The sequence below is a fragment of the Nocardiopsis exhalans genome, from assembly GCF_024134545.1.
GTDB lineage: Bacteria > Actinomycetota > Actinomycetes > Streptosporangiales > Streptosporangiaceae > Nocardiopsis > Nocardiopsis exhalans.
In genome coordinates this window covers 951,439-969,949 of record NZ_CP099837.1, presented here as the reverse complement: position 1 = coordinate 969,949, position 18,511 = coordinate 951,439, and the positions used below count along the sequence as shown (strand labels likewise).

Annotated in this window: 17 protein-coding genes and 1 tRNA gene; 3 read left to right on the top strand and 15 right to left on the bottom strand. The window is 70.1% G+C overall.

Annotated features, from left to right (window positions below):
* Positions 1-286: 286 nt before the first annotated feature.
* From topA to NE857_RS04315, 5 genes are all read right to left on the bottom strand, one after another.
* Positions 287-3,133, bottom strand: a complete 2,847-nt coding sequence (gene topA / locus NE857_RS04335; RefSeq protein WP_254419914.1) for a type I DNA topoisomerase — start codon at positions 3,131-3,133, stop codon at positions 287-289.
* A gap of 693 nt (positions 3,134-3,826) precedes the next feature.
* Entirely contained in the window at positions 3,827-5,200 is a 1,374-nt protein-coding gene (locus NE857_RS04330) for a hypothetical protein (RefSeq protein ID WP_254419913.1), read from the bottom strand.
* Between the two features lie 320 nt (positions 5,201-5,520).
* A complete protein-coding gene (locus tag NE857_RS04325) occupies positions 5,521-6,129 on the bottom strand; it encodes a chaplin family protein (RefSeq protein ID WP_254419912.1) in 609 nt (202 codons plus the stop codon).
* A 157-nt stretch (positions 6,130-6,286) separates the two neighbouring features.
* On the bottom strand, positions 6,287-7,354 hold the full coding sequence (locus NE857_RS04320; protein ID WP_254419911.1) for a hypothetical protein: 1,068 nt from the start codon (positions 7,352-7,354) through the stop codon (positions 6,287-6,289).
* 244 nt (positions 7,355-7,598) lie between these two features.
* Positions 7,599-8,921 carry a M20/M25/M40 family metallo-hydrolase gene (locus NE857_RS04315; RefSeq protein ID WP_254419910.1) on the bottom strand — a complete coding sequence of 441 codons (1,323 nt, stop codon included), beginning with the start codon at positions 8,919-8,921 and terminating at the stop codon, positions 7,599-7,601.
* Positions 8,922-9,057: 136 nt separating this feature from the next.
* On the opposite strand from NE857_RS04315, the gene NE857_RS04310 reads away from it, so the two are divergent.
* Positions 9,058-9,142, top strand: a tRNA-Leu gene (locus tag NE857_RS04310).
* 69 nt (positions 9,143-9,211) lie between these two features.
* Here the strand turns inward: NE857_RS04310 and NE857_RS04305 are convergent.
* From NE857_RS04305 to NE857_RS04270, 8 genes are all read right to left on the bottom strand, one after another.
* Positions 9,212-9,313 carry an integrase gene (locus NE857_RS04305; protein ID WP_254419909.1) on the bottom strand — a complete coding sequence of 34 codons (102 nt, stop codon included), beginning with the start codon at positions 9,311-9,313 and terminating at the stop codon, positions 9,212-9,214.
* 201 nt (positions 9,314-9,514) lie between these two features.
* Positions 9,515-9,808 carry a transposase domain-containing protein gene (locus NE857_RS04300; RefSeq protein ID WP_254419908.1) on the bottom strand — a complete coding sequence of 98 codons (294 nt, stop codon included), beginning with the start codon at positions 9,806-9,808 and terminating at the stop codon, positions 9,515-9,517.
* A 1,005-nt stretch (positions 9,809-10,813) separates the two neighbouring features.
* Positions 10,814-11,071 carry a phosphopantetheine-binding protein gene (locus NE857_RS04295; RefSeq protein WP_254419907.1) on the bottom strand — a complete coding sequence of 86 codons (258 nt, stop codon included), beginning with the start codon at positions 11,069-11,071 and terminating at the stop codon, positions 10,814-10,816.
* A gap of 322 nt (positions 11,072-11,393) precedes the next feature.
* Positions 11,394-12,572, bottom strand: coding sequence for a cytochrome P450 (locus NE857_RS04290; RefSeq protein WP_425572155.1), 1,179 nt, complete (start codon positions 12,570-12,572; stop codon positions 11,394-11,396).
* Between the two features lie 86 nt (positions 12,573-12,658).
* Complete coding sequence (locus NE857_RS04285; RefSeq protein ID WP_254419905.1) at positions 12,659-13,447, bottom strand: ABC transporter permease; 789 nt, start codon at positions 13,445-13,447, stop codon at positions 12,659-12,661.
* The gene (locus NE857_RS04280; protein WP_254419904.1) at positions 13,444-14,409 is read right to left on the bottom strand and encodes an ATP-binding cassette domain-containing protein; all 966 of its coding nucleotides are present in this window, start codon (positions 14,407-14,409) and stop codon (positions 13,444-13,446) included. The genes NE857_RS04285 and NE857_RS04280 overlap by 4 nt, the downstream gene beginning before the upstream one ends.
* 28 nt (positions 14,410-14,437) lie before the next feature.
* Complete coding sequence (locus tag NE857_RS04275) at positions 14,438-15,235, bottom strand: DUF4097 family beta strand repeat-containing protein (RefSeq protein WP_254419903.1); 798 nt, start codon at positions 15,233-15,235, stop codon at positions 14,438-14,440.
* A gap of 74 nt (positions 15,236-15,309) precedes the next feature.
* On the bottom strand, positions 15,310-15,858 hold the full coding sequence (locus tag NE857_RS04270; RefSeq protein ID WP_254419902.1) for a histidine kinase: 549 nt from the start codon (positions 15,856-15,858) through the stop codon (positions 15,310-15,312).
* 237 nt (positions 15,859-16,095) lie between these two features.
* Between NE857_RS04270 and NE857_RS04265 the strand changes: the two genes are divergently transcribed.
* Positions 16,096-16,668, top strand: coding sequence for a GNAT family N-acetyltransferase (locus tag NE857_RS04265; RefSeq protein WP_254419901.1), 573 nt, complete (start codon positions 16,096-16,098; stop codon positions 16,666-16,668).
* Between the two features lie 65 nt (positions 16,669-16,733).
* Complete coding sequence (locus tag NE857_RS04260) at positions 16,734-17,219, top strand: Lrp/AsnC family transcriptional regulator (protein ID WP_254419900.1); 486 nt, start codon at positions 16,734-16,736, stop codon at positions 17,217-17,219.
* Here the strand turns inward: NE857_RS04260 and NE857_RS04255 are convergent.
* Positions 17,181-18,140 (bottom strand): ArsA family ATPase, encoded by a 960-nt coding sequence (locus NE857_RS04255; protein WP_254419899.1) that lies wholly within the window; start codon positions 18,138-18,140, stop codon positions 17,181-17,183. The two genes, NE857_RS04260 and NE857_RS04255, sit on opposite strands and share 39 nt — an antisense overlap.
* Complete coding sequence (locus tag NE857_RS04250; RefSeq protein WP_254419898.1) at positions 18,131-18,412, bottom strand: cory-CC-star protein; 282 nt, start codon at positions 18,410-18,412, stop codon at positions 18,131-18,133. Before NE857_RS04250 ends, NE857_RS04255 begins: the two co-directional genes overlap by 10 nt.
* Between the last annotated feature and the right edge of the window lie 99 nt (positions 18,413-18,511).

Genomic DNA, 18,511 nt, shown 5'->3' with positions numbered 1-18,511 from the left:
GAGGGGGATAGGAACTGACAGGCGTGACCAGCCTGTCCAGGGAATTCGGGGGATACGTCCGGGGTCACACACGTTTCAGTGGCCCCATCCGTCAGGCACACAGTAGTACGGAAGATCATCCCCGAACAGAGGATGAAGTTGCGTATCCGTTGCGATACCCCGGTACACCACTCACCCGAGCGCCCCGTGTGGGAACGCCCAGGTGAGTACGTGTGACCGCGATCTGCCTACTCTGTGCTGCTTACTTCTGTGCTGCCTACTTCTGTACTGCTTGCCCTGTGCCCGCTTACTCCTCGGCGGCCTTCTTCGCGGTGGTCCTCGGCTCACCGGTCTTCTTGGCCGCGGGCTTCTTCGCAGCCGCCTTCTTGACCGTGGTGGTGGCCGTCTTCTTCGCGGTGGCCGTCTTCTTCGCCGGAGTCTTCTTGGCGGCGGGCTTCTTCGCCGGTGCCTTCTTCTTGGCGGGCGCCTTGGCCCGGCGCTCGGCCAGCAGCTCGGCGGCGCGCTCGTCGGTGATCGACTCGACCTCGTCACCCTTGCGCAGGGAGGCGTTGACCTCGCCGTCGGTGACGTAAGGACCGAAACGGCCGTCCTTGATCACCATCTTGGCGCCCGACGCCGGGTCCTCGCCGAGCTCGCGCAGCGGCGGGGCGGCGGCGCGGCGCCCGCGCTGCTTGGGCTGGGCGAAGATCGCCTGGGCCTCCTCCAGGGTGACCGTGAACATCTGCTCCTCGGTCTCCAGGGAGCGGCTGTCCGTGCCCTTCTTGAGGTAGGGACCGTAGCGGCCGTTCTGGGCGGTGACGTCGTCGCCGTCGATCTGGCCCACAACGCGGGGCAGGGACAGCAGGCGCAGCGCGTCCTCCAGGGTGACCGTGTCCAGGTCCATGCTCTTCAGCAGCGAGCTGGTGCGCGGCTTGACCTTGGCGGCCTTCCTGGCCTTGGGCCTGGTCTCGCCCTCGGGCTCCTCCGGCTCCGGGATGACCTCGGTGACGTAGGGGCCGAAGCGCCCGGACTTGGCCACGATCATGTGGCCGCTCTCCGGGTCCTCGCCGAGTTCCCGGTCCCCGCTGGGCTGGGCGAACAGCTCCTCGGCCTTGGCCTCGGTGAGCTCGTCCGGCGCCAGGTCCTCCGGCACGTTCACCCGGACGCCCTCGCGGTCCAGGTAGGGGCCGTAGCGCCCCACCCGCAGCACGATGTCGGTGCCGGGCAGCGGGATGGAGCTGACCTCCTTGGGGTCGATCTCCGTGATGTGGTCGCCCACCAGCGCCTTGAGCCCGGTCTCCTCGTTGCCCTGGGCGTCCTGGCCGCCGAAGTAGAACCGGCGCAGCCAGGGCAGACTCTCGGCCTCGCCCTTGGCGATGTCGTCGAGGCTGTCCTCCAGGCGCGCGGTGAACTCGTAGTCCACCAGGTTGCCGAAGTGCCGCTCCAGCAGCTGTACCACGGCGAAGGCCAGGAAGGACGGCACGAGTGCCGTGCCCTTCTTGAACACGTAGCCGCGGTCCAGGATGGTGCCGATGATCGAGGCGTAGGTGGAGGGGCGGCCGATCTCCCGCTCTTCCAGCTCCTTGACCAGGCTGGCCTCGGTGTAGCGCGCGGGTGGCCGGGTGCTGTGTCCCTCGGCCTCCAGGCTCTGCGCCTTGACCGGGTCGTTCTCGGCCATGGCGGGCAGGCGGCGCTCGCGGTCGTCCAGGTCGGCGGCCGGGTCGTCGGAGCCCTCCACGTAGGCCTTGAGGAACCCGTGGAAGGTGATGATCTTGCCGCTGGCGCTGAACTCGGCGACCTCGCCGTCGGTGGAGGTCCCCTCGATCCGCACGGTGACGGACTCACCGACCGCGTCCTTCATCTGGGAGGCGACGGTGCGCTTCCAGATGAGCTCGTAGAGGCGGAACTCGGGGCCGCTCAGGCCACTCTCGTTCGGGGTGCGGAAGGTGTCGCCGGCGGGGCGGATCGCCTCGTGCGCCTCCTGCGCGTTCTTCACCTTCTTGGCGTACACGCGCGGCTTGTCCGGCAGGTAGTCGCCGCCGTACAGGCGCCGCACCTGGTTGCGGGCGGCGTTGACCGCGCTGTCCGACAGCGTGGTGCTGTCGGTACGCATGTAGGTGATGTGCCCGTTCTCGTACAGCCGCTGGGCGACCTGCATGGTCTGCTTCGCGGACAGGTTGAGCTTGCGGGACGCCTCCTGCTGGAGGGTGGTGGTGCGGAACGGCGCGTACGGCGAGCGGCGGTAGGGCTTGCGCTCCACCGACTTGACCGCGAACCCGGCCCCGGCCAGGCGCTCGGCCAGGCCCCGGGCGGTCGCCTCGTCCAGGTGGCGCACGTCGCGGTCGGCGCGGATCGTGCCCTGGGGACCGAAGTCGCGTCCGGCGGCGATGCGCTTGCCGTCGACGGAGACCAGCGTGGCGGGGAAGGCGGAGGGCCCCTCGGCGGCACCGGCGTCGGTCGCGTCGAAGACCGCCTTGAGGTCCCAGTAATCGGCGGAGGTGAACGCCATGCGCTCGCGCTCGCGCTCGACCACCAGCCGGGTGGCCACGGACTGCACGCGGCCCGCCGAGAGCTTCGGCATGACCTTCTTCCACAGCACGGGGGAGACCTCGTAGCCGTAGAGGCGGTCCAGGATGCGCCGCGTCTCCTGGGCGCTGACCAGACGGGTGTTCAGGTCGCGCGTGTTGTTCGCGGCGTGTTGGATGGCGTCCTTGGTGATCTCGTTGAAGACCATCCGGCGGACGGGGATGCGCGGGTTGAGTTCTTCGCGCAGGTGCCAGGCGATGGCCTCGCCCTCGCGGTCCTCATCTGTGGCGAGTAGGAGTTCGTCGGCGTCCGCCATGAGCTCCTTGAGCTTCTTGACGTGCGCCTTCTTGTCGGTGTTGACGACATAGAGCGGTTCGAAGTCGCCGTCCACGTCCACGCCGAGCCGGGCCCAGGGCTGCCCCTTGTACTTGGCGGGGATCTCCGCGGCCTTGGTAGGCAGGTCGCGGATGTGGCCGATGCTGGACTCCACGACGTAGCCGCGCCCCAGGTAACCGGCGATGGTCTTCGCCTTGGCTGGTGACTCGACGATGACGAGAGCGGTACCCGCTCCTTGACCTGCCTTGTCCTTCGAGCCGTTCTTGCCGGCGCTGCCCTTCGTGGGTGGCACGCTGTTTCCCCTACGTCTAGCCTTACGTGTTCTGTCGGCCGCGGTCCTTCGGATCCCGTGGGAACCGACAGTAACCGAACTACAGGCACTCCCCCGTCGGTGAGCGGGCCTGATCCCTCATTCGGGGCTCACCCCGCGCGGACTCTCGGCCCTTACCCACCGGCACCCGCAGAATAAGCGCTACCCGGACCGGTACCGGCCCCTAACGTGCGCTACCGGCCGTGGCGGCGCTCTCCTTCGCCCCGTTTCCGGCTCTGGCGAGCACCTGGAACACCCTTTCTCAGTGACTTGCATCACACTTGAGGGGTTCAGGGTGTCCCTGCCTCCAGAATGCGGCGAGTCCTCCCGGATATTCCCGGGAGGACTCGGCTCACGTCCCTCAGCCGGTGGTCGCCACCTCCGCGCTCCCGCAGTCCACCGCGTTCCATAACGGAACGGGAGGGCGGAGGCGACTCACCACCCGCGTTTCGAACACCCTGCGCTTCGAAACACAGTGCTTCGGACGTCTACGGCACCTGGGTGCCGGTAGCGGGGACACTGGCCCTTTCCACCGCCACCGCCGTGCCCGGGGGTCCGGCTTCCCGCAGTCCACCGCGTTCCATAACGGAACGGGAGGCCGCACTCCCCTGGTTCGACGGGTGGCCGTGTCCGGGCACACCCCCCGCTCGGCCCCTCGCGGAGCCGTTCTGGTCCCTACAGGCCCACGCCCACGGCGCCCAGCAGGTCACCGACCGGGTCGACGGACGGGATCTCGGTGGCCTCGGGCAGCTCCTGCGCCCGCTCCGGGGCGTGCTCCTCGACCGACTGGGCGGCGGTCTCGCTCAGGTCGTAGCCGACCGGCAGCATCTCGGAGACGGGGACCTCGGGCAGCTCGCTGACCAGCGGGATGCTGTCCAGGGCGGAGGACTGGGGCTCGGTCTCGGCGCTCTGGTGCACGACCTTGGCGTCGGAGCCGGTCGCGCTGGCACCGGCCACGCCCGCGACGGCGCCGACGGCGTTGCCCGCGACGTTCACCGGCACGTCGGCGTCGCCGACCAGCTGGTTGCCGCCGACCAGGGAGCCGTTGCCGGAGGTCGCGATGTCGCGGTGGGAATCGCGGACGATGGCGTCGCTGTCGGTGGCGGCCGCACCCGCGACCCCGCCCACCGCGCCGACCGCGTTGCCGGCCACGTTCACGGGCACGTCCAGGTCCAGGACGGCCTGGTTGCCGCCGAGCACGGAGCCGTTGCCGGAGGTGGCGATGGACTGGTGCTCGCGAACCGGAGCGGACTGGTGCTCGACCGGGGCGGACTGGCGCAGGACGCCCGCGTCCACACCGGAGGTGTCCGGCAGGAGCTGGACGTTGTCGAGGGCTTCGGCGACCAGGTCCTGCGTGGTCACCGGAGCGGACTGGTGCTCGACCTCGTGGTGGTAACCGTTGCCGTTGTCGCCGTCGCCGTTGCCGTTGTCGCCGTTGCCGGTGCCGTTGTCGCCGTGACCGCTGTTACGGACGATCGCGTCAGCGTCGGTGGCAGCCGCACCCGCGACACCGCCGACCGCACCGATGGCGTTACCGGAGACGTTCACGGGGACGTCCAGGTCTGCGACGATCTGGTTACCGCCCAGGAGCGAACCGTTTCCGGACGTGGCGATGTCCGGGTGCTCGGACTCTCCGGCGCCGCGGCTGTGGTCCACGATCGCGTTGCTGTCCGTCGACTGGGCCCCGGCCACACCGCCGAGGGCGCCGATCGCGTTGCCGGTGACGTTGATCGGAACGTCCGCGTGGGCCACGGCCTGGTTACCGCCCAGGACCGAACCATTTCCGGAGGTGCGCACGTCACGGTGGCCGCGGGTGATGGCGTTGGAGTCGGTGCACGAGGCCCCGGCCACACCGACGAGGGCGCCGACCGCGTTGCCGCAGACGTTGATCGGCACGTCGGCGTCGGCGACGATCTGGTTGCCGCCGCCGATCGAACCGTTGCCGCTGGTGACCACGTTGCTGTCGGCGAAGGCGACGCCGCTGCCCAGGGCCACGAAGCCGGCCGCCAGGAGCACGGACTTCGCGGAGGTGCTAGCCCACTTACGCATGTGGGAAGTCCTTTCGAGTGAACGAGTAGATGAGAAGGTGTCGTGCTGTGGGCCACAGGCCGTTCCACGCCCCTGGGTGGGGCGCGGGCCTTCGGCCAAGGCCGGGGATCATCCGGTCGGCTCCGCACCTGGTCGGTGCGGGTCTGCCGGGCTGTCGGGTGCGGCCGCGTCCGTCTGCGCTGGCTGCGTGCGGACGTTCGCACCCCGTCGATCAGCTCCGCCCTGGTTGGGCGGCGGCTGACGTGAACCCCGAGCACATGGCCTTGGCCGGTGCTGCGGGACTCGCGTCAACCCCCGGGCCGTGCGGCCCGGGAAGCTGATCAGGCGCGGGCCCTGCGGCGCTTGCCGAAGAGCAGGAGCCCGGCGCCGGCGGCGACCGCCAGGACCGCGGCGGCCAGCAGCCCGGCGAGGGCGCTCTGGTCGGTACCGGTGACCGCGAGGCGGCTCTCGTCGGCGGGCGGAGCGGAAGGAGACGCGGACGCGGAGGGCTCGGGGGAGGGCTTCTCCTCCTCGGTCTGCTCCTCGCGCTCCTCTTCCTCCTCCGGCCCCTCCTCGACCGGCTCCTCTTCCTCGGGCTCCTCCTCGCGCGGCTCCTCCTCCGGCTCCTCCTCGACCGGCTCCTCTTCCTCGGGCTCCTCCTCGGGCTCCTCCGGGTCGTAGCCCTCGTAGCCGGGGTAGGGGTCCTTCGGAGTCTTGGTCTCGGTCACCTTGGCGTCGCCGCCGGCGCAGTTGGCTCCGGCCACGCCCAGGACCGCGATGGCGTTCCCGCAGGCGTTGACCGGAGCGTCGACGTCGAGCACCACCTGGTTGCCGCCGCCGATCGACCCGTTACCGCTGGTCGTGGTGTCGGCGAGGGCGACGCCGTGGGAGGTGACGATGAATCCGGCTGCCAGGACCGCGGCGAGTCGGAGGTGGGTTGTCTGGGTCATCGGCTGTCCTTTGGTCGACGAGGAGAGGTCTGTTGGTGCCTCAAGGACCGCGGACGGATTTCCCGGCGTGGGAGCCTGGGGAAGAGAGCACGCCCGACCGGATTCGGTGGGGCGGCTGTGCGCAGGGCGCACGGACCGGCCGCGGTCTGGAACGCGGCTAGTCGGGGGAGAAGGAGGGGTCGTCCGCGGCGTCGCGGACCACCAGGTTGGGGTCGCCGGGCAGGGCGACCCGCTGGGCCCGGAGCACCATGTGCTCGGAGCGGGCCATCAGGAACCCGGCGGCGCCGGGGGCCTGGAAGGACGGGGCGGAGGCACCGGTGGTGTCCGGCCCGACCTGGTGGTAGGAACCGCCGCCGATCAGACGGATCCGCTCCGCGGACTCCCCGTCGGCGGTCGCGTCCTCGGCTTTGCGTGCGGCCTCGTCGGCCACACGCCACGAGTTCTCCACCACGTGCGCGGCGATCTCGTCGGCCGCGCGCGCCACCCGGGCATCGCGCTCTTCACGCTCACGCTCTTGGCGCTCGCGCTCGTCCGCACCGGCGTCGGGACGCTGGTCGGCGGGCAGGGTGGCGAAGGCGGAGTCCTCTGCCGAGCCCAGGACCGGCAGTCCCAAGGGCCGCCCGTTCTCGGTCACGGCGTCGATCCCGCCCTGGCCGACCGTGTCGGCCAGACCCGAGGTGACGGTGTCCACCAGCGCGTTCTCGCGCAGGGACCCGTCCGTGGACTCGACGACCTCCTGGCCGGTGCGGGCGACCCCGGTGACGAGGCCGGTGGCCCCGCGTGCGGCGTCGTCGACGGCCTGGCCGGTGTCGTGCACGATCTCGTTGGCGACGGAGCCGACCGCGCTCTCCTCCAGGGCCGCACTGACACCGGTCTCCCGAAGCGCGTTCGCGGGAAGCGCGGACGCCTGCGGCACGACGGTCTCGGTGAGGGCTCCGGTGGAGGAAGCGGCTCGGGTGGCCGTGTCGGAGAGGCGGGTCTCCCGGAGCTCTCCGGCGGCCTGCCCCGTGCGGTCGGTGATCTCACCGACGCCCAGGACACTGCCGCCGAGGTTGCCGAGCCCGCCGGATTCGGTGGAGGTCTCGCTGTGCGCGACACCCACTCCCCCGGCCAGCCAGGCCACGGCGACGATTCCGGACAGGATCAGCAAGCGGGCGTAGGCACCACGGGGGTTGCGAGCAGCGCGACTGGCTGAGACCAGCCACCCTCGGCTCGCGAGCACCATGGATGCCCCTTCGTTTCGCTGTCACTGAACGGTCCCGTGCGGCGGCGCCGCGAACGGTCGCTCCACGAAGCCCCAGAACACAGGGCAACGTCGAACTGAAAGAAACCGTAGCATCACCCTGAGTGACAGTGCGCGAAAAAACCAACCGCGCCGAGAAGTTCCCGGCGCGGTTCGTCCGACTTTGCGGCGACCGGACCCGAAAGATTCGGCCAGCCCTCATCGGAATTTAGGTCAACACAGCTGGTCAGCTCATGCCGACGAAACGGTCCAGCACCCGTACCCCGAACTGGAGGCCGTCCACGGGGACGCGCTCGTCGACCCCGTGGAACATGCCGGCGAAGTCCAGCTCCGGCGGCAGCTTCAGCGGCGCGAAACCGTAGTTGCGCACGCCCAGCCGGGAGAAGCTCTTGGCGTCCGTCCCACCCGAAAGGCAGTAGGGGACGGCCTTGGCCCCCGGATCCTCGGCCAGCAGGGACTCCGACATCGCGTTCACCAGGCCGCCGTCGAAGGAGGTCTCCACGGCGGGCAGGTGGTGGATGAAGTCGCGGCTGACCTTCGGGCCGAGCAGCGCGTCGATCTTCGCGAAGTACTCGTCCTCGGTGCCGGGCAGGAAGCGCCCGTCCACCTGAGCGGTGGCCTCACCCGGGATGACGTTGGCCTTGTAGCCGCCGCCGAGCACCGTCGGGTTGAGGGTGTTGCGCAGCGTGGCGCCGATCATCTTGGCGATCGGGCCCAGCCGGGCCACCGTGGCGTCCACGTCCTTCTCATCGAAGGGGATCCCGAACTCCTCGCAGATCTCCTCCAGGAAGGTCCGCACCGTCGGGGTGAGCTGCACCGGGAACTCGTGCTGCCCCAGCCGCGCGACCGCCGCCGCCAGCTCGGTGACGGCGTTGTCCCGGTTGGTCATCGAACCGTGCCCGGCGGTGCCGCGCGCGGTGAGCTTCATCCACGCGATGCCCTTCTCCGCGGTCTCCACCAGGTACAGGCGCCGGTTCTCGTTGACCGTGAAGGAGAAACCGCCGACCTCGCTGATCGCGGAGTCGCAGTCGGCGAACAGCTCGGGGTGCTCGTCCACCAGGTACTGGGCGCCCCAGGTACCGCCCGCCTCCTCGTCGGCGAGGAAGGCCAGCACGATGTCCCGCGGCGGTTTGCGCCCCTCGCGCAGCCGCTGCCGCAGCATCGCCAGGACCATCGCGTTCATGTTCTTCATGTCGACCGCGCCCCGGCCCCACACGCAGCCGTCGGCGACCTCACCGGCGAAGGGGTGGTGGGTCCAGTCCTCGGGCGCGGCCGGAACCACGTCGAGGTGCCCGTGGATGAGCAGCGGCGGCCGCGAGGAGTCCTCACCAGTGATCCGCGCCACCACGTTGCTGCGCCCGGGGTGCTTCTCGTAGATCCGCGACTCCACCCCGACCTCGTCGAGCCTGGTCGCGACGTACTCCGCCGCCTTGCGCTCCCCCGGCCCGGAATGGTCGCCGTAGTTGGAGGTGTCGAACTCGATGAGCTCCCGGCACAGGTCGACGACCTCGACCTCGCCCGCGCTCAGTTCCTTACCTGGATCCACCATCTGGCTCTCCCGTCTCCGGCCGCACCTTTTGCCCTAGAGCCTGTCACGACCACCCCCCGCCGGAAAACTGGTTCGGAAGCCCTCAGACCTTTGCTATGGTTAAACCTGTTCGGAGCGACACACGCCGAACAGCCCGGTCCGGGTGGCGGAATAGGTAGACGCGCTAGCTTGAGGTGCTAGTGGCCGTTAAGGCTGTGGGGGTTCAAGTCCCCCCTCGGACACAATGGAAAGCCCTGGTCACAGGGCTTTTTTCATGCCCGGGTCGCAACGGGGGGTGCGACGGGATCGTGTCAGTCGAAGAGGGCTGCCACCTGCTCAGCGGCCTCGGCCTGCATACCCGGCAGCGCGTGAGCGTAGATGTTCATCGTGATGGACGGGTTGGCGTGACCCAACCTCTCCTGAACCACCTTCACTGGCCCCGGTCTTGAGAGCCAGCCGCCCACGTGTGCCTCAGGTCGTGAAGCCGGATGTCCTTGAGCCCGTGCTTGTGGATACGGGCATCGAACACTCTCGACACCCTGTCCGGGTGTATGGGGCCACCCGCGAAAGTGCCCTCCCTCAGGCGGTAGGCCCCCTTGGCGAACACCAGGCCCTCATCCAACCAGGGCGGGAGCCGGGTAGCGGCGCCGGTCACGTAGTGCCCTGGCTGTGGGCGAGACAACGGGTACGCCGTCCAGGGCCGTAGTCATCTTGTTCCAGAGCAGCGCGTATCCGACTTCGGGGAACAGAGACATGGCTAGGAGGAAGTAGACGCCGACCCGGGTGGGCAGGGCGCGTAGCCGTTGCTGGACGCTGCGGGTCTGTTCGAGTATCGCGTCGACGAGCTCGAAGCCCATGACGGTGGTCAGCGCTCCGAGTTGGCCGGGTGCGAACGCTCCTGGGGCCACGGTGATGGTGTGGTGAATGGTGGCCAGGGCAGCGGGTGGTGGACAATGGTAGGGCGACGGAGTTCCTGAGGGGCGGGGTTGCCTTGGTCGACTTCCCGTCCTACAGGGCTCCGTGGTCTTCGTTCGCGGTCAGGACTCCTTGAGCGTGTTACTTGCGTCAAGAGCAAGAACGCTAACTACCCGGCCTTGGGGAGAACGCCCGGTCGCCCACCCCCACGACTCTGGCGTCATCCTCGGCAACCTCGCCCTCGCCGACCTTCCCCCAGAACAACTGCACGTAGACGCCGTCGTCTCCCTCTGCCGAGTAGGCACACACGACTTCGCCCACGCTCCCGGGCGCGACCACCTACAGATCTGGCTCATCGACCGTCCCGGAGCCAACGCCACCGTGCACCACACCCTCGACAACGCCGCCCGAGCAGTCCGAGGACTGCGCGAGGAAGGCGAACACGTGCTCCTCACACTGCGCCTCAGGGCACAGTCCTACCCCCAGCGTCGCAGCCCGGTACTCCGGCCTGCTGGGACTGGACCCGACCACCGCGATGCCGCACACCCTCACGGCCCTCGCACCCAATCGGCCCGCACCCAACCACGAGCTCACCCGGGCAGCCAGCACGCTGGCAGGAACCCCGCCCCGCCCGGCGAACACGGGAGCCAGAGCACCGACACACCGAGGAGCAGGGCTGTGGACGAGGAGGCCGTCACACAACAACGAGGCCGGGCGGCACTGCCGCCCGGCCTCCGCGCGCAGACTGACCAGGTCTCCACCCCCGAGTCCGGCCCGAGGGCAACACTCACCCCTCAACAGCTAGAAGGCATCGACACGTTCCAGCGCTACATCGCACCGCACTCTCTCGCCACAAACGGGCCGCGCACACCTCAACCGACTCGGGGAACTGCGGCCCCCACGTATCGAAGAGGCCCGCGTTGCCACCGGCGAACGGGAAGCAGATCAACCGCAGATCTGGGGCCGGGCGTGGGTGTCGGGTAACCAGCCAGGGTGTGTCATCCATGGGGTGCGCACCTTTCGACCAGGGACCCGAACCGGCTGTCCTCCATGAACCCCTTCAGGTCGAGTGCGATCCCGTGCCTCTCGCGCAACGCGGAAACGAACCGGAACGCGAGGAGCGAGTCACCGCCCGAGGCGAAGAAGTCCGACGAGGCGCCGCGCGGCGGGGACCCGAGAAGGTCCCGCCAGACGTCGACGACCTGGCCCGCGCCAACACCCACGAGATCCTGGTCGCCACCCTGCGCCAGGGGCAACCGCCCCCACCACCCCGGCGACAACACCGCCGCGCTCACCACGGCGGTGGACCAGGTCCCCGGCCCCTACCGGCGCCGGGTGCTGTTCCGCCTGGCCGGAGCCGGAGCCGCCCAGGACCTCCTGGGCTGGATCGCCTCGCCCTTCGACGCGATCCGTGCCCTGCCGCCGGTGGCCAGACTCTGGCCCGTGGTCCCCGCGAGCGTAGAGAGGAGGACAGAGCCGAAGGCCCTGCTGAGCAGAGCCTTCTTTCGTTGCCGGGCAGCAGCGGAGACGGCGACCGGCTCCGGTGGTGGACCGGGTCAGCGGGTCAGCGGATCGCCCTCACGCGTCCCAGGTGACCGGGAGGCTCTTCACCCCGTAGATGTCCGCGGTCTCCGGGCGCAACCGGACCTCGTCGGCCGGAACGGCCAGGCGCAGCGTCGGGAAGCGGTCGAACAGCGCGGGGAGCGCGACCCCCATCTCGACGCGGGCCAACTGCTGCCCCAGGCACAGGTGGGCTCCGTGGCCGAAGGCCAGGTGACCGCCCTCCTGCCTGCGGATGTCGAGCACGTGGGGGTCGGTGAAGCGCTCGGGGTCGCGGTTGGCGGTGTTGAGCGACAGGACGACCGCCGTACCGGCCTCGATGGTCTGCCCGCCCAGCTCGACGTCCTCCAACGCCGTCCTCATGAACGTCTTGGCGACGCTCAGGTACCGCAGCAACTCCTCCACCGCCCCGGGGGCCAGTCCGCGGTCACCGCGCAGCGCGGCCAGCTGCTCCGGGTCGCGCAACAGCGCGAGGGTGCCCAGCGCCAGCGTGTTCGCGGTGGTGTCGAACCCGGCGGCCAGCAGGAGCAGGGCCATCCCCCGCAGTTCCTCGTCGGTCAGGTCGCTGTGGGTGAGGTCGCTGAGCACGTCGTCGGTGGGGTTCGCGCGTTTGGCCGCCACCAGCTCCGCGAGGTACCCCTGGGTGGCGGTGTAGGCCGCGATCAGGTCCTCGTCGCTGGTCTCACCGTCCATGAACGACTCGACCTGTTCCTGGAAGGAGTCCCGGTCCTCGTAGGGCACCCCCAGCAGCTCGCAGATCATCATGGCGGGTACGGGCTTGGCGAACGCGGTCACCAGGTCCGCGGGCGGCCCGGTCCTTTCCATGGCGTCCAGGTGCTCGGCGGTGATCTGCTCGACCCGCTCGGTGAGCATGCGCATCCGCCGGGCGGTGAACTTGCGCACCAGCGGCTTGCGGTAACGGCTGTGCTGCGGTTCGTCCATGAGGAGGAACTCGCCGGGCAGCGCCGGAGGGACTTCGATGCCGCTGTAGTCGATCAGCGGATGGTGGCTCATGAGCTCCTTGCGTGAGCTGAACCGCGGGTCGGCCAGGGCTGACCTGACCAGTTCGTACCCGGTGACCAGCCAGCCCTGGTGCCCGTCCGGAAAGGAGAGCCGGCTGATCGGCCCGTGCTCACGGGCTTCGACCAGCTCCGGCGGGGGGTCGAAGGGGCAGCCCGGGCGGCGTCGCGCGGGCATCGCGGTGAGGTGGTGGGGGGTCTTGTTCACAGCCGTTCCTCTTCTGTCGGTACTGGGTGTTCGTTCCGTACGTCTGCGGTTCCCGGTCAGGAGGCGGAGGGGTCGCGGTCGTAGAGCTTGCGCGCCCACAGGTAGGAGGCCAGGGCGATGGCCGCGCACCAGGCGAGGGCCGCGATCCCGCTGCTTCCGATCTCGGTACCGGTCAGCAGCCCGCGCAGGGTCTCGATGATCGGCGTGAAGGGCTGGTACTCGGCGAACCAACGGATTCCCGCAGGCAGGGTCTCGGTGGGCACGAACCCGCTGCCGAGGAAGGGCAGGAAGACCAGGGGCAACGGCAGGTTGCTGGCCGACTCGACGGTCTTGGCGACCAGCCCCAGCGCCACCGAGAGCCACGTCAGCGCGAACGAGACCGCGGCCAGGAGGCCGAGGGCCGCCAGCCACTCGACCGGGCCCGCGCTGGGACGGAATCCGACGAGCAGCGCCACGGCGGTGACCGCGGCCACCGTCAGCATCGCCTGGACCAGGCTGCCGACGACGTGACCGGTCAGCACCGAGACCCGGGCGATCGCCATGGTGCGGAACCGCGCGACGATCCCCTCGGTCATGTCCATGGCCACCGAGATGGCCGTGCCCTGGGCCGCGCTGGCCACCGTGATCAGCAGGATTCCGGGCGCGATGTAGTTGGCGTAGTCGGCACGGTTGCCGACGGCTCCCTCAGCGCCCATCGCACCGCCGAAGACGTACACGAACAGCAGCAGGAAGACGATGGGCATGCCCATGAGGGTCAGCGTCATGGACGGATAGCGCCGCATGTGCAGCAGCTGGCGGGCCACCATCGTGGCCGAGTCGCCGAGGGCGTGGGCGAGGGTGGTCATCGGCTCGCCTTCCGTGTGTCGTCGTCCGCGCTGCGGCGGCCGGTGAGCGCGAGGAACACGTCGTCCAGGGCCGGGGTCCGCACCGACAGCTCCTCCGGGTGGATGGACGCGTCGTCCAGGCGTTCCAGCAGGTCACGCAAGGAGGCGATCCCACCGTTTCCGGGAACCCTGAGCGCCAGGGCTTCGGTGTCGGTCTCGCCGCCCAGCGCCCGGGCCGCCGACTCCAGGGCTTCGGTCCCGGTGAAGCGCAGCCGGACGTGGCCGCCGGGGACGCGGCGTTTGAGCTCGGCGGCGGTGCCCTGGGCCACGATCCTGCCGTGGTCGAGCACCGCGATCCGGTCGGCGAGCTGGTCCGCCTCCTCCAGGTACTGCGTGGTGAGGAAGACGGTGACACCGTCGGCCACCAGGTCGCGGATGATCTGCCACATGTCCCGGCGGCTGCGCGGGTCCAGCCCCGTGGTCGGCTCGTCGAGGAAGATGAGCCGGGGCCCGCCCATCAGGGTCATCGCCAGGTCGAGCCGTCGGCGCATACCCCCGGAGTAGGTGGAGGCGGGTTTGCCCGCCGCGTCGACCAGGTCGAAGTGCTCCAGCAGCTCGTTGGTACGGCGCTGTCCCCGGGCCCGCCCCAGGCGGTGGAGCCTCGCCATCAGCATCAGGTTCTCGCGCCCGGTGAGCAGGCCGTCGACCGCCGAGTACTGCCCGGTGACCCCGATCGCGGCGCGCACCGCCTCGGGCTCGGTCGCCACGTCGTGCCCGAGGACACCGGCCCTGCCGCTGTCGGCGCTGATCAGCGTGGACAGGATCTTCACGATGGTGGTCTTGCCGGCCCCGTTCGGGCCGAGCAGCGAGAACACGGTTCCCGCCTGGACCTGCAGGTCCACACCGTCCAGGACGACGTGTTCTCCGTAGGTCTTGTGTAACCCCGTGGCGGTGATGGCCGCGGGGGGAGTGTGCTGTGCCATGTCTGCCTCGCCTCTGTGTGCTCCGGTGTCAGGAACGGTGGATCAGGATGTCGCCCCAGACGCTGCGGGCCCGGACCTCGACGGTCCGTTCGGTGGTGGCGGGGCCCTCGGCGGCCTCCAGGGAGCTGCGCACGACGCCCTTGGTGGAGAGCACGTCCAGCCAGGCCGCGGTGCCCTCCGGCACACCGACCTCCAGCTCGCCGTAGGAGGACTCCACGTCGACGCTGCCCTCCGGAACCCGGCCGATCCGGACGCTGCCGTGGGTGGTGCGCGCGGTGACCGGGCCCAGGGCGCGGTCGACGGTGATGTCGCTGTGCGCGGAGTTGGCTCGCAGTTCCCCGGTCACCTGGCCGAGGGTGATGGCGCCGCTGGTGGACTTGGCCACAGCGGATCCGTCGATCTCCTCCGCCCGGATCGACCCGTGGCCCACGGTGAGCTTGGCGTTGCCCCTGACCCGGTCCACCGTGATGTTGCCGGTGGAGACGGAGAGCTCGGACGGGCCCAGGCTCCCCTCGCAGCGGATGTTGCCGAACCCGCCCGCGGCGTGCACGCGCGAACCCGCGGGGAGTTCGACGGTGATGTCGACCATGCCCTTGCGCCCGATCACGCGCCCCAGCACCGAGGGCTGGGGGTCGCGTACTTCGAGGCGGCCGCTGGCGTAGTCGACCTCGACCAGCTCCGCGGCGCGTACGTCGTTGTCCTTGTCGCCGATGCGCGGACGGACCTCGACGGTGGTCTCGGTGCGGTCTCCGGCGATGATCTGGAGGTTTCCGGAGACCACGGTGATGTCGGCGGTGATCGGTTCGGGGGTGTTGAAGGTCGGCACGTTCGTCTCCCTGGTGTGGCGTCGGTGGTCGTCTCCGCTTCCGGGAGACGCGGTGCTCGGGTGGTCGGTCCGGGTCAGCGGACCCAGCCGGTGTGGCCGCGGCCGATCTGGCGTGTCCGCCGGTTGTCGGGCCGAGGGCCGCCGCCGTCGAGCGACGCGGCGACCGCGCGCACCAGCCAGGCGTTGACCGACAGCCCTTCACCGCGGGCGGCCTCCTCGACGAGCTGCTTGAGCTGGTCGGGCAGCCGGAGGGTGATCCGTGAGGTTCCTCCGTCCTCGCCCTCGATCAGGGCCTGTTCCGCGGGTGTGCGGCCGGAGCCCGCGGCTTCACCCTGGTGGCCCGGTGATGTCGCGATGCCACCCTCGCCGACCTCGTCGAACTCGGGTGACGTCACTATGAAGTCAGCCTGCCGTCCGCGCAGGCGCACCTCCACCGAGCCAGGGGCCATGTCCCTGGTGATCTCGTCCGCGGCAGCGGAGAGCACATCGAGCAGGGCCAGTCGGGCAGCGGGCTCCAACGAGACACTGAGGCGCTCGGCAGTAGCCCGGGTCTCTTCATCCCCGGCCTCGGCGGCCGCCAGGAGCTGTCGGCGGAGTTCGTCGGCATACGGCGTCAAATCCATGACGTCATAATGACTCCATAAGTGACGTCATGTCAAGCACCTCTTGCCCGAAGTCGACGTCACTCGCTCACGCTGGGGCCCGTGACACCGCTGGAGGAGTGCGCTTGCGGAGCCCACCGGCGAAACGACCTGAGGCTCTACGCCCCCGAGAACTGACATCCATGGGAGCATCCAGCGCCTCCTCGGGCCCGGGCCCTCCAACCCGGGATCGTCACTGCCGCGTGGCACCCTGGGGCCATGACCATCGACGTACGCCCGGCCTCGGTCTTCGAGGACGTCCGGACCCTGGTGGGCCCGAAGTCGCCCACCGCCAACGTGTGCTGGTGCCTGAGCTACCGGGTCCCGTCCAAGCTCAACAACGAACTCCGCGGCCCGGCCCGCGGTGAGTACGTCGCCGACCTGTGCCGCGGGGAGCCCGCCCCCGGGGTGCTCGCCTACGACGGCGAGGAGCCGGTCGGTTGGGCAGCCGTGGCACCGCGCTCGGCCACCTCCTTCGCCCGGAGCCGGAAGATCCCGCACATCGACGACCTGCCCGTGTGGTCGCTGTGGTGCATCCGGGTCCGGCCCGGCCACCGCAAGAAGGGAATCTCCCACGCCCTGATCACCGGGGCCGTCGAGTTCGCCCGCTCACACGGCGCACCCGCGATCGAGGCCTACCCCCTGGACAACGGCGACGACAGGGTGGACACGACGATGGCCTACCCGGGCCTGCGGCGGAACTTCGAGCGCGCCGGTTTCACCCACGCCGCCGACACGACCTCGGTCCTGTCGGGTTTCCCCCGCGTCCTGATGCGCCGGGACCTGCGCTGACTTCTCCTCGGACCGGCTGCCGGAGATCAGCTGCACGGGTTCGGTGTGCTCGCTAGGTTGACCGAATGGACGAACTTGATTCGGCGATCATCCGCCAACTCCAACTGAACGCACGGCAGACCAACCGGGAGCTGGCCCGGCTGGTCGGAATCGCGCCCTCCACCTGCCTGGAACGGGTGCGTTCACTGGTCGAGCGCGGGGTGGTCCGCGGGTACCACGCCGAGATCGCCCCGGCCGCGCTCAACCGTCGCGTCGAGGCCTTCGTCTCCGCCCGGCTGCGCCCGCTGAGCAGGCCCGTCATCGACGGGTTCAAGAAGGCGCTGATCGACCTCCCCGAGGTGTCGGCGGTGTTCGTGGTGGCCGGGGACGACGACTTCCTCATCCACGTGTCGGCCCGGGACCTCGACCACCTGCACAACTTCCTCATCGACCGGCTCAGCCAGCGCCGTGAGGTGGTGAGCTTCCGCAGCCAGATCATCTACGAGAGCAGCCAGAAACACGTGTTGGAGGGCCTACCCGAATCCACCCGTCTCCGCGGCGAGGGTTCGTAGCGCCTGGAAGCCCAGGGGCTCGGTTCCGGTCAGGGGGAGTTCGACCGTCCCGTGCGGGGCGAAGCGCTCGCGGACGGCCTTGAGGACCTCGGGGTCGACATCGGCAGGGACCTGGTTCACGATCACCGTGCCCAGCCGGAACCCGGTGCGGACCAGTTGGGCCGCGGCGCGGTCGGTCTCGGCCAACACCATCCGGCGCGGCACCAGTACCAGCCTGACCTCGGCATCCTCGCGAAGACGCGTGGCGGCCCGGTCCAGTTTGCGGCGGCGGGCGTGCAGTCTCTCCAGCAGGGGGTCGTCCGGCGTCCCGTCGGAACCGCCACCGACCACCCCCGCGGCGAAGCGGTCCGCGTCCACCACGCGTTCGCGCTGGCGCACGAGGCCCTGGACCCACGGGGTCAGTAGTTCGGGCAGGTCGAGCAGGCGCAACAGGTGGCCGGTGGGGGCGCTGTCCACCACCAGGCGGTCCCACGTTCCGGGGACCTCCTCCATGGCGTCCATCAGAAGGTCGGCCAGGGCGGACTCGGCCATCCCGGGACCGGCGGTGGCGTGGTCCAGGTGGCGGGTGACGGCGGGCAGGATCTCCCGGGGCAGGGCCGCGCCGGCGTCGTCGCTGATCTGGCGGACCCTGCGCCTGAGTGCGGCGTCCGCGTCGGGCTCGCGCGCCCACAGGTTCTCGCTGACCTTGACCGGCGTATCACCCAGGGGAACACCGAGCGCGTCGCCGAGCGAGTGCGCCGGGTCCGTGGAGATCAGCAGCGTGCGCAGACCCTCGTCGGCCAGGCGCAGCGCGTGTGCGGCGGCCATGGTGGTCTTGCCGACCCCGCCCTTGCCGCCGAAGAAGATGATGGGAGAGACCGAAGCGTCCTCCGGCGTCCGTCCGGTGGCGTCACCGCGCCGTTTGCCGAACCTCAACAGCACACCCCCGGCCCCCCGAAATCGTCTCGCCCCATGCGCTGGTGCCATTCGTGCAGGTCGGCCACCATGTACGGGATGAGGTCGAGGGTCTCATAGGAGACGGGCCCCTCCACTCCCAGGGTCTCCAGGAGCAGCAGGGCCCGCAGGGTGTCCTCCTGGGTGCGTGTCTCCCGGCGCAGCTCCTGGCGCCAGCGCGAGGCGAAGACCGCGTCGTGGCAGGCCTCCACCCGCTTCCAGACATCACGCGCGCGCGAGAGCGCCCCCAGCGGGTCCACGGTGTCACCTCTCCTTCGGGCCGGTGCTGTCGGAGGCCTCGACGGCCCCTCGGGGCCGGTGCTCTCGGCGCTGGCGCCCTGCCTCGGCACCGTCTTCCG

Excerpts from the sequence above, each read along its gene's own strand:
- NE857_RS04330 (WP_254419913.1), bottom strand. The coding sequence starts at position 5,200 with ATGCGTAAGTGGGCTAGCACCTCCGCGAAGTCCGTGCTCCTGGCGGCC.
- NE857_RS04325 (WP_254419912.1), bottom strand. The coding sequence starts at position 6,129 with ATGACCCAGACAACCCACCTCCGACTCGCCGCGGTCCTGGCAGCCGGA.
- NE857_RS04320 (WP_254419911.1), bottom strand. The coding sequence starts at position 7,354 with ATGGTGCTCGCGAGCCGAGGGTGGCTGGTCTCAGCCAGTCGCGCTGCT.
- NE857_RS04315 (WP_254419910.1), bottom strand. The coding sequence starts at position 8,921 with ATGGTGGATCCAGGTAAGGAACTGAGCGCGGGCGAGGTCGAGGTCGTC.
- NE857_RS04290 (WP_425572155.1), bottom strand. The coding sequence starts at position 12,572 with ATGCCCGCGCGACGCCGCCCGGGCTGCCCCTTCGACCCCCCGCCGGAG.
- NE857_RS04285 (WP_254419905.1), bottom strand. The coding sequence starts at position 13,447 with ATGACCACCCTCGCCCACGCCCTCGGCGACTCGGCCACGATGGTGGCC.
- NE857_RS04280 (WP_254419904.1), bottom strand. The coding sequence starts at position 14,409 with ATGGCACAGCACACTCCCCCCGCGGCCATCACCGCCACGGGGTTACAC.
- NE857_RS04270 (WP_254419902.1), bottom strand. The coding sequence starts at position 15,858 with ATGGATTTGACGCCGTATGCCGACGAACTCCGCCGACAGCTCCTGGCG.
- NE857_RS04265 (WP_254419901.1), top strand. The coding sequence starts at position 16,096 with ATGACCATCGACGTACGCCCGGCCTCGGTCTTCGAGGACGTCCGGACC.
- NE857_RS04260 (WP_254419900.1), top strand. The coding sequence starts at position 16,734 with ATGGACGAACTTGATTCGGCGATCATCCGCCAACTCCAACTGAACGCA.